This is a genomic window from Streptomyces sp. NPDC058469 (genome assembly GCF_042721125.1).
Taxonomy (GTDB): domain Bacteria; phylum Actinomycetota; class Actinomycetes; order Streptomycetales; family Streptomycetaceae; genus Streptomyces.
In genome coordinates, this window is record NZ_JBHXME010000144.1 from 20,626 (window position 1) to 28,752 (window position 8,127).

Genomic DNA, 8,127 nt, shown 5'->3' on the forward strand with positions numbered 1-8,127 from the left:
CGTCTCAACTCGCCGCGGAGACCGCTTCCCACGTCGCCTCGGGGTCGAGGTGCAGTGCGGGCCGGGCGCGCTTGAACTCGGCGGCCAGCGCCTCGACGTCGGGGAGTTCGGCGACGGACGCGGCGAAACCGCGGAACAGGGTCGAGCAGTACTCGCCGGACAAGAACGCGGCGTCCCACCGCCCCTCCGGCCGCACCCACTGGTAGGTGTGGTTGTGCAGGTTGACGAACTGCAGGGTGGCCAGGTCGAGTTCGACCGCGCGGAAGGTCCCCTCCTCGACGGCCTCCGTGAGCAGGCCGGTGATCAGCAGCTCGAAGTCGGCGCGTTGCCGCAGCACCGTCTCCAGCTCCGCGCCGCCGAGGCTGCGGTAGTCGTGCTCGTAGACCCAGATGTGGTCGAGTCTGCGGAAGATGATCGTCAGCAGCGACTCGGACAGCAGCCGCAGGCGCAGCAGGGGGGCCTCGTCGAGGACGGCGATCTCCTGGGCGCGGGCCAGCAGCGGTCCGAGCACCCGCGACTGGATCTCGATGAGCAGGTTCTCCTTGGAGCCGATGTAGTAGTACAGGGCGCCTTTGGCGAGTCCGACCGCGCGGCCCAGGTCGTTGATGGAGGTCGCGGCGTAGCCCTGTTGCGCGAACAGGGACGCCGCGGTGTCGATGATCTTCTGGCGTCTGATCTCGAAGCCCGGCCCATGACCCGGCTGTCGTGGCATGTCTGCTCCCCCTGGCTGTGGCGACGTGCGGGCCGTCCCGGGCCCGCACGGGCGCCGGATCGTGGCACGCCCAGGGCATCGCACCACACCGGCACCGGCACCGCGCAAGGGGACGAGCTCCAGGAGACGCACCGCCCTCAGACGGCGCGGCTCGCGATCACCCACTTCGACGGCAGCTCGATGCGCGCGCCGTCCGGGGTGAACTCGGTGGTGATCAGCGGCAGTTCGCCGCTCGCGAGGACGGTGAGACCGGCCGCGCGCAGGAGTTCCGGTACCTCGTCGTCGGCCACGTCGCCGGGGGCGATCCCGTGGCGGAGAATCGGGGCGAGTTTCGGCGGCGGGCCTGCCGGGTCCTGGGCCAGCTCGCCCAGGATCGGGCGGGCGGCCTCGGAGAGTTCGACGAGGAAGGCGTGGCCGCGCTCCCCGATCAGCGTGGCGATCCCGTCGACCAGCTGCTGCCGGTCGTCGGGCTCTACCTGGTGCAGTACGCCCCTCATGTAGACGTTGGCGTCGCCGAGTTCGGCGTGCAGGCTCTCGACCTCGGTCTTGTCGGCGGCGTCCAGCAGCCGGTAGGCCGCCTGCCCCGCCGGGTCGGTGTGCCGGGCGTGGTCGAGGGCCGCGGCGGACAGGTCGGCGCCGACGACATGGGTGAACCGGTCGGCGAGGAAGCGGGTCTGGGTGCCGTTGCCGCAGCCGAGGTCCACCATCTGGAGGCCGGGGTCGCGCAACTTGGGCTCGAACAGGGCGAGATGGAGTCCCACCGTCTGCGCCGCCGCCGCGTCCCAGAACACGGCTCCTTGTCCGTCGGGCGCCTCGCGCCAGAAACCTTCCCAGGCCTCCCGGTACCGACTGGTCACGCTCATGCCCAACTCCCCAGGATGCGAGGCCGTTCCGCCATAAGTGACGGGCCAGTACGGTCTATCGCGCCCCGGTCCTGCTCACAAGCACACGGCGCATTCCTTCACCGCTCATTCGACCGGTGTACGCCGTTGTGCGCCCCTTGCACCCCCTCCGTCGCGCCTGCTTCAGCGGCGGGGCAAGGTGAGTTCGAACCAGACGGTCTTGCCCGTGGTCGTACGGCTGGCGCCCCATTCGCGGGCGAGGACGCCGACCAGGTGCAGTCCGCGCCCGAACTCGTCGTCGGGGCCCACACTGAGCAGGGACGGCAGCGTGGGATCGTCGTCGTCCACCTCGCACAGCAGTGTGTCGCCGCGCACCAGGCGCAGTTCGGCCCGGCGGCCGTGGGAGTGCCGTACGGCGTTGGTGACCAGTTCGCCGGCCAACAGGGCGGCGTTGTCGGCGAGTTTGGCGAGGCCCCACTCGTGGAGCTGTTCGCGGACCACCGCGCGGGCCCGACGGGCCTCGACCGGGTCGAGGGCGAGCCGCCATTCGGCGACGTCGTCAGGCTCGATGCCGTTGAGGCGGGCCATCAGCAGGGCGACGTCGTCCTTGCGGCCGCCGCGCGTGTTGAGGGTACGGATGATCGTGTCGCAGGCGTCGTCCATGGACGCGGCCGGATGCGCGGCCGACTCGCTCAGGGTCGCGAGTCCTACGCCGATGTCCTCGCCGCGCACCTCGACGAGCCCGTCGGTGCACATCACGAGCCGGTCGCCGGGGTGCACGCGCACGCGTACCGCTTCGAAGGGCACTCCGCCGACGCCGATGGGCGCGCCCGTGGGCAGGTCGAGCAGTTCGCTGCGGCCGTCCACGGCGCGCACGATCACCGGCGGGATGTGGCCCGCGTTGGCTATGTGGAGTTCGCTCGCGATCGGGTCGTAGACCACGTACAGGCAGGTCGCGAGATACGAGTCGCCGAGCCGTTGGGCCAAGTCGTCGAGGTTGCGCAGGAGTTGGGCGGGCGGGAGGTCCATGGCGGCCATGGTCTGCACGGCGGTGCGCAACTGGCCCATCATGGCGGCCGAGTTGAGGCCGTGGCCCATGACGTCGCCGACGACGAGCGCGGTGCGGGCGCCGGGCAGTTTCACCGCGTCGAACCAGTCGCCGCCGACCCGTCCGAGCAGCGTGCCCGGGAGATAGCGGGTGGCGATGTCGCAGCCCGCCATGCGCGGCGGGATGTGCGGCAGCATGCTGTCCTGGAGGGTCTCGGCGACGGACTCCTGGTAGGTGTACATGCGCGCGTTGTCGAGCACGAGGCCCGCGCGGGCGGCGAGTTCGGCGCCGGTGACGCGGTCCATGTCGTTGAACTCGACGCGCTCCGGGTGGCGCAGCAGGATCATGAAGCCGAGGACGACGTTGCGGGCCTTGAGCGGGACGACGAGCATGGAGCGGCCCGTGATCAGCGGCCGGATGTCGCGCTTCTCGAACTGCGAGGCGATCATGTGCCCCATCTGTTCGCTGATGCGCGGCACGAGGACGGGTTCGCCGGTGGTCATGCACTGGAAGAACGGGGTGTGCGCCGGGAACGGCATGGCCTCGCCGACCGGTACGACGTCGTCCCAGCGGCCGGGTTCGTCGGTGTGCTCCAGGGCGACCCGGTGCCACATGGTGGTGGTGTCGGGCACGCCGTCCGGGAACCCCTCTCCGGCGACGACCTGTTCACGCAGATAGGTGCCGGCGACGTCCGTGAACTTGGGTACGACGGCCTTGCTCACCTCGACGATGGTCTGGGCGAGGTCGAGCGAGGTGCCGATGCGTCCGCTGACCTCGTTGAGGAACTCCAGGCGCTCGCGTACGGCGACGTATTCGAGGTCCTCGCCCTCGTCCGCGGCCTCCTGGGGCACGGGCAGGCCTTCGGCGACCGCGAGGGCGGCCCGCTCGCGGCGCGCCTTGCGCTCGGAGCGTCGGGCCACGCCCCAGTCGGGGGTCACCGGCACCCGCTCGTTCTGGCTGAACTCCAGGACGGGGTAGCCCAGTTCGAGGACCTGCGCGACGATGCGGGCGCTTTCGTCGACGCTCATGCTGGGCAGGATCTCGGGGAGCCTGCGGGCGAGTTCGTCGGCGCCGGGGAAGTCGGTGTGATGCGCGAAGCCGGGTGCGATGCGCTCGAAGGCGCCGTCCCCCTCGGGGAGGTCCTGGCGCAGTCCGCCCGCGTCGGCGGCGAGCACGAGCAGCCGCTCCTGACCGGGGCCGATCAGCGGGTACGCCCACCACAGGACGTCCACGCGGTCCAGCTCGGGCACGGTGAGGCGGGCGCGGCCCGCTGCCGGGTAGGACAGGCGTCCGTCGAGGGAGGACTCCAGGTCGGGGCCGAGGCCGTCGTAGGCGGCGAACGCGCCGTAGGGGCTGGTCTCCTCGTCGTCGGGCAGGGCGCCGGAGACGGGGAGCAGGTCGACCGCCGTCTGGCCGATCGCCTCTTCCCTGGTGGCGCCGAACAGGCGTCGGGCGCCGCGGCTCCAATGGGAGACGAGGCCGTCGCGGTCGATCAGGATCACGGCCAAGGGGATGCGGCCGACCGCGGTGTGTTCCGGCGCCATGTCGTCCCCGGCCCCGCGGCCGGGAGCCGGTTCCCGCTCGGTGCCACGGTCCATGGCCCAGGCCCTCTCTCCCCACGGCTCCGCAAGATCTGTGCCGCCACCGACCACGCTACGGGGGCGGCCGGTGGCGATGTGTGGCATTCCTGGAATTGGTTCCACTCACTCGCACCGGCGTGCGCCTCCGCGCTCCCCTGGGGCAGGAGTCAGTCCTCGTGGCCGAGCTGGAGATCACGCTCGGTGCGTCCCCCGCCCGCCACTTGGAGCACGGTGGCCACCGGCGGGTACCCGGCGGCGATCACCGTGTACTCGCCGGAGGACAGGTCGACGAACCGGAACGTTCCGTCGGGTCCGGTGGTGAGGGTGTCCACGACGTTGCCCGCCGCGTCGAGGAGCGTCACGCGCGCGTCCTCGACGGGCCGCCCGCCGCTCGCCCTGACGGTGCCGCGCAGCACGGCGCCGCCGGCGAGTTCGACGTCCTGGCGGGTCTCGCGGGACGCCTGGACGCTGACGGGCAGCGCGGCCGGGCGGAACGCGGGCGCGCTGGCGGCGAGGGTGTACTCGCCGGCCACCAACTCGCTGATGACATAGCCGCCTTCGCGCCCGCTGCGGGTGCTGGCCACCACCTCGCCGTGCACGTTGGTGAGCGTCACGGCGGCGTCCCGCACCGGGGTGCCGTCCGCGGTCAGCACACTCCCGGCGAGGCGTCCGGCGCCGCCGAGGACGACGTCGAGTTCGACGGGCCGCTCGCCGACGGTCACGGACACCGCCTGCGGCTGGTGCCCGCCGGCCGCCGCGATCAGGACGTACGACCCGGAACCGGGCGTCGACAGCGCGTACCGCCCGTCCGCGCCGCTGGCGCCGCGCCCGATCTGCTGTCCGGAGACGTCGATGAGGGTGAGCGCGGCCCGGGGCACGACGGTGCCGTCGGGGTGCTGCACCGTGCCGCAGACGGGAATTCCGGCGGCGTACGGCGAACGCGCCTGCGGGATCGGGGAGTTGAAGGGCGCGGCCTCGGGCGTCTCGGCGGGGGCGTTGTGGGACACCAGTGGTTTCTCCTTGAGGAAGAAGGCGATGAGCAGGCCGAGGGCGAGCACCGGCACCAGGTAGAGGAAGATCCGCGGCATGGCGTCGGCGTACGCCTGGATGTAGCCGTCGCGCAGCGCCGGGGGCAGTGTGTGGACGAGCTGCGGGGTGATGGACTCGGGGTCGGGAAGACCGGCACCCGCGCGCGGGGGGATGCGTTCGCGCAGGGCGTCGGTGAGCCGGTCGGCGAACAGCGTGCCGAAGATGGCGGCGCCGACGCTGCCGCCGATCTGCCGGAAGTAGTTGTTGGCGCTGGTGGCGGTGCCGAGGTCGGCGGGCCGTACGGAGTTCTGCACCGCGAGGACGAGGACGGGCATCACCATGCCGATGCCGGCGCCGAGGACGGCCATCCAGAGGCTGTACTGCAGCCGGGAGGTGTCGACTTCGAGCCGGGACAGCAGCCACATGCCGAGGGTGGCGAGGGCGCTGCCGAGGAGAGGGTAGATCTTGTAGCGGCCGGTGTGGCTGATGAGTTGCCCGGAGACGATGGACGCGCCGACGATGCCGCCCATCATGGGCAGCATCAGGAGCCCGGACTCGGTGGCGCTCGCCCCGTCCACCATCTGCAGGAAGGTCGGCAGATAGCTGGCGGCCCCGAACAGCGCGACCCCGATCACCAGACCCACGAGGGCGGTGACGTTGAAGACGGCGTCCTTGAACAGCCGCAGCGGGATGAGGGGTTCGGGCGCGAAGCGCTCGGCGACGAGGAAGAGGACCGCGGCGGCCACGGCTCCCGCGCCGAGACCGAGGATGACGTGCGAGCCCCAGGCGTACTCGGTACCGCCCCAACTGGTCAGCAGCACCAGGCACGTTGACGCGGCGGCGAGCAGCAGCGCCCCGAGGATGTCGAGGCGCGCCCTGGCGGTCGGCTTCGGCAGTTTCAGTACGACGGTGACGACGGCGAAGGTCACCACGCCGAAGGGCACGTTGATGTAGAAGCACCACCGCCAGGAGAGGTGGTCCGTGAAGTAGCCGCCGAGCAACGGGCCCGCGACCGAGGCGAGTCCGAAGGTGGCGCCGATCAGGCCCATGAACCGGCCGCGCTCCCGGGGCGGCACGATGTCCGCGATGATCGCCTGCACACCGATCATGAGCCCGCCGGCGCCAATGCCCTGGACCGCGCGGAACGCGATGAGCTGGTCCATGGACTGGGCGCGGCCCGAGAGCGCGGAGCCGATGACGAAGACGCCGATCGCGAACTGGAACACGCTCTTGCGGCCGAGGAGGTCGCCGAGTTTGCCGTAGACCGGGAGACCGACCGTGGAGGTGAGGAGGTAGGCGGTGATTGCCCAGGACATCTTGTCCAGGCCGTGCAGTTCGCCGACGATCTTCGGGAGCGCGGTGGCGACGATCATCTGGTCGAGGGCGGCCAGCAGCAGCGCGAGCATCAGCCCGAGGAACACCAACCGCACGCGGCGCGGGCCGAGTTCGACCTTCTCGACGGGCGCGGGGACGGGTGTCTCCGGGGGTGCCGGGGCCTGCTCGTCCTGCACCAGAGTCGTCCCGCCCACGTACCGCTCCCCTCGTCGCGCCTGCCGCACAATTCCCGCTTTAGGCGACAACTGTGAGCAAGCGTGACGAGTTACGGCGTACGCCCGGCTCGAACGGAGATCCACTCGAACCGGTGAGGGGTGCGGCGCGGGCGCCAACGCGCCCTGGGGAGTTGCCCTTTGAGGCCCACTCCCCTCACCTGACCTACTTCTCGACCTCGGCGGCGAGCCTGTCGAGCACCAGGTCGTAGATCCGGCCGAGGCCCTTGGGGGCGAAGGTCCGCTCGAAGAAGCCGCCGATGCCGCCGGCGCCGTTCCAGGTGCTGGTCACGACGACGCGGGACTTGCCCTCGCCGGCCGGGGTGACCCGCCAGGTGGTGACCATGGTGGAGTTGCGGTCCTTCTCGACCAGTTCGCCGTCGGTCGGCTCGCTGACCTCCAGGAGGCAGTCGCGGACGCGCTTGCTGGTGGCCTGGAGCTTCCAGTGGACGAGGGTGCCCTCGCCGTCACCGCCCTCGCGCACCTCGTACTCGCTGAACTGCTCGGGCAGCACCTTCGCGCGCGTGCCGCTGTAGTCGGCGAGGGCGTCGAAGACAGCCTCCGCGTCGGCTGCGACGACCCGCTCGGTAGTCGCCTCGACCTGCGCCATCGGTTTCCTCCAGGACATGAGTTCTCGGGATCGGTGCAAGCCAACCACCCCCGCCCACGGCCACCCAAATCGGGGTACCCCAAGGCATCGGAAGCGATCGGGAATGACACTTGCACAGTAATTCGAACAAGTGTTTCACTCGGGGGGCAGGCCTACTTAGGAGGCGTCATGCGCTGGGAGAACCTCACCGTGGAGTCCGGCGGTCACAGCCGGGCGGCCGACGCCGCGCTGTTCGGCGCGGACGCCGTGGTCAGCCGTACGTTCGACACACCCGAGTTCCGCGGGATCACCTTCCACGAGGTGCGGGCCCGCTCGATCATCAACCGGGTACCGGGGGCCTCCCGCATGCCCTTCGAGTGGACGGTCAACCCGTACCGAGGCTGTTCTCACGCGTGCGTCTATTGCTTCGCCCGCAAGTCGCACAGCTATCTGGACCTCGACACGGGCCTCGGCTTCGACTCGCAGATCGTGGTCAAGGTGAACGCGCCGGACCTGCTGCGCCGCCAGCTCGGCTCACGGCGCTGGCTCGGCGAGCACATAGCGATGGGCACGAACGTCGACTGCTACCAGCGCGCGGAGGGCCGCTACCGGCTGATGCCGGGCATCCTGGGCGCCCTGCGCGACCACGCGAACCCCTTCTCGATCCTCACGAAGGGCACGCTGATCCTGCGCGACCTGGACCTCCTGGTGCAGGCCTCCGAGGTCACCGACGTCGGCATCTCCGTCTCCGTCGGCTTCACCGACCCCACGCTGTGGCGC

The 8,127-nt window shown here is 70.9% G+C and carries 5 protein-coding genes and 1 pseudogene; 1 reads left to right on the plus strand and 5 read right to left on the minus strand.

Annotation, left to right across the window (positions count from 1 at the left end; genetic code table 11):
• Positions 1-4 precede the first annotated feature (4 nt).
• The 5 genes from ACFWP5_RS40590 to ACFWP5_RS40610 all read right to left on the minus strand — a co-directional run bounded on the left by ACFWP5_RS40590 (position 5) and on the right by ACFWP5_RS40610 (position 7,368).
• Positions 5-712, minus strand: a complete 708-nt coding sequence (locus ACFWP5_RS40590) for a TetR family transcriptional regulator (RefSeq protein WP_384168907.1) — start codon at positions 710-712, stop codon at positions 5-7.
• A 137-nt stretch (positions 713-849) separates the two neighbouring features.
• The gene (locus tag ACFWP5_RS40595; protein WP_384168910.1) at positions 850-1,575 is read right to left on the minus strand and encodes a class I SAM-dependent methyltransferase; all 726 of its coding nucleotides are present in this window, start codon (positions 1,573-1,575) and stop codon (positions 850-852) included.
• A gap of 162 nt (positions 1,576-1,737) precedes the next feature.
• On the minus strand, positions 1,738-4,200 hold the full coding sequence (locus ACFWP5_RS40600; RefSeq protein WP_384168913.1) for a SpoIIE family protein phosphatase: 2,463 nt from the start codon (positions 4,198-4,200) through the stop codon (positions 1,738-1,740).
• Between the two features lie 149 nt (positions 4,201-4,349).
• On the minus strand, positions 4,350-6,740 hold the full coding sequence (locus tag ACFWP5_RS40605) for an MFS transporter (RefSeq protein ID WP_384168916.1): 2,391 nt from the start codon (positions 6,738-6,740) through the stop codon (positions 4,350-4,352).
• A gap of 184 nt (positions 6,741-6,924) precedes the next feature.
• Positions 6,925-7,368, minus strand: coding sequence for an SRPBCC family protein (locus ACFWP5_RS40610; protein ID WP_384168918.1), 444 nt, complete (start codon positions 7,366-7,368; stop codon positions 6,925-6,927).
• A 168-nt stretch (positions 7,369-7,536) separates the two neighbouring features.
• Here ACFWP5_RS40610 and ACFWP5_RS40615 point away from each other — a divergent pair.
• A pseudogene (locus tag ACFWP5_RS40615) lies at positions 7,537-8,127 on the plus strand (radical SAM protein); the annotation flags it as partial.

What these genes read in the sequence shown, in the direction of transcription:
- ACFWP5_RS40590 (WP_384168907.1), bottom strand. Translation starts at nt 712, where the DNA reads ATGCCACGACAGCCGGGTCATGGGCCGGGCTTCGAGATCAGACGCCAG.
- ACFWP5_RS40600 (WP_384168913.1), bottom strand. Translation starts at nt 4,200, where the DNA reads ATGGACCGTGGCACCGAGCGGGAACCGGCTCCCGGCCGCGGGGCCGGG.
- ACFWP5_RS40595 (WP_384168910.1), bottom strand. Translation starts at nt 1,575, where the DNA reads ATGAGCGTGACCAGTCGGTACCGGGAGGCCTGGGAAGGTTTCTGGCGC.
- ACFWP5_RS40610 (WP_384168918.1), bottom strand. Translation starts at nt 7,368, where the DNA reads ATGGCGCAGGTCGAGGCGACTACCGAGCGGGTCGTCGCAGCCGACGCG.